Raw genomic sequence first — 1849 nt, forward strand, 5'->3', positions numbered from 1 at the left:
GGCCTCGAGCTTGCGCCGCCAGTTGGGCTGCAGCTCGTCGGTGGTGCCCGGCAGGTTCGCCTGGTCGAGCGTGCCCAGCAGGTCCTCGGGCTGCACCATCGCCAGCGTGCAGGGCGTGGCGCCGATGTAGGCATGCACGGCGGCCGTCAGCGCGGCATCGGGCTGCGTGGCCGTGGCGGCCGCGGCCATCTGCTCGGCCGACAGCAGGCCCTGCCGATGCAGCGCGCGCAGGAGGCCCACGCGCTGCGCCGCGCGGTCGGCCTGCTGCTTTTCGAACAGCTCCTGCGAGGGGAACAGCCCGAGCTGCGCGCGCAGCCGCAGGTCGTGGCCCGACCACCAGCCGGCCAGGGTCGCGAGGTCGTGCGTGCCGAAGGTCGCGAGCGCCGCGCCCGGGTAATCGGCGGGCGGCAGGAACTCGCTGCCGCGCGTCTCGAAGACGAGCACGCGGTACGACAGCACGTCGGCCCGGGCCAGCGCCTCGCGCACGCGCGGCGCCACCGTGCCCAGGTCCTCGCCGATCACCATGCAGCGGTGGCGATGGCTCTCGAGCGTGAGGATCGCGAGCATCTCCTCGAGCGGGTACTGCACGTAGGCGCCATCGCGCGGCGAGCTGCCCTCGGGAATCCAGAACAGCCGCATCAGCCCCATCACGTGGTCGATGCGCAGCGCGCCGCCATGGCGCATGTTGGCGCGCAGCGTGTCGGCGAACAGCCGGTAGCCGCTCGTGCGCAAGCGGTCGGCGCGCAGCGGCGGCAGGCCCCAGCCCTGACCCTGGGGATTGAACTCGTCGGGCGGCGCGCCCACGCTCGCGCCGAGCGCGAACACCGACTGGCCACCCCAGGCATCCGAGCCCGCGCGGTCGACCGAGATCGCGAGGTCGAGGTACAGGCCCACGCGCATGCCGAGCGCGCGGCAGCGCGCCCCGGCTTCCGCCAGCTGCATCGAGGCCAGCCACTGCAGGTACTGGTGGAAGTGCAGCTCGCTCGCATGCGTGCGCTCGAACTGCGCCACCGCCTCCGAGGCCGGGTCGCGGTAGGCCTCGGGCCAGCCGGTCCAGCCATGCACCGAGGCGTCGGCGGCATGGAAATGCGCCTGCAGCGCCTCGAACAGCGCATGGCGGTGCAGCGCCTCGCCGCGGTCGGCCACGAAGGAGCGGAAGATGCGCGCGCGGTCGCTGCCGGGCTCGGTGTCGGGGCCCAGGTGCGCGCGTTCGAAGTGCGCGAACAGGCAGCGCAGCACCTCGTGCTTGGCCTGCGCCACGCCCGCGCGGTCGACCAGCGGCGCGGCGCGCAGCGCCTTGAGCCGGGTCTGGAACGCGGGCACGGCGACCATGCGCCGCGCCTCCTCGCACTCGGCGAAGTCGGGCACCGCTTCCACCGCGATGTAGAGCGCGTCGATCTGCTGCCGCGTCGAGGGGCTGTAGGGGCTCGCGTGCAGCGGGTTGTGGGCGAACAGCGCATGCAGCGGATTGAGGCCGATCGCATCCACGCCCAGCGGCGCCATGCGCGCGGCCAGTTCCGAGAGATCGCCGAAGTCGCCGATGCCCCAGTTGCGCCGCGAGCGCAGCGCGGGCAGCTGCACCGCGAGGCCCCAGGCGCGGCCGCCGCCTTCCGGCGCGAGCGAGGGCGGGCGGTAGCAGCGCCCCGGTGTCGCGATCAGCAGGGTCTCGCCCTCGGCGCCTTCGATCGACAGGCGGTGGTAGCCGGGCTGCAGCTCGACGTCGAAGCTCAGCGTGCCATCGGCCTCGATCCGCGCATCGCCCGTGCTGGGCTCGCCGTATTCGTCGCGCAGGTGCCACAGGTGACGGCCATCGGCCGAAGGCGGCAGGACGGCAGGATCGAGCGCCAGC

General features: G+C 73.8%; 1 protein-coding gene. It reads right to left on the reverse strand.

Features of this window, described 5'->3' with window-relative positions:
• Positions 1–1849: 4-alpha-glucanotransferase (gene malQ, locus AC27VN_RS40345; protein WP_490880344.1), on the reverse strand; the 1849-nt coding region annotated here is incomplete at both ends.

This window comes from Variovorax sp. 20P10.2.4 (assembly GCF_058244205.1).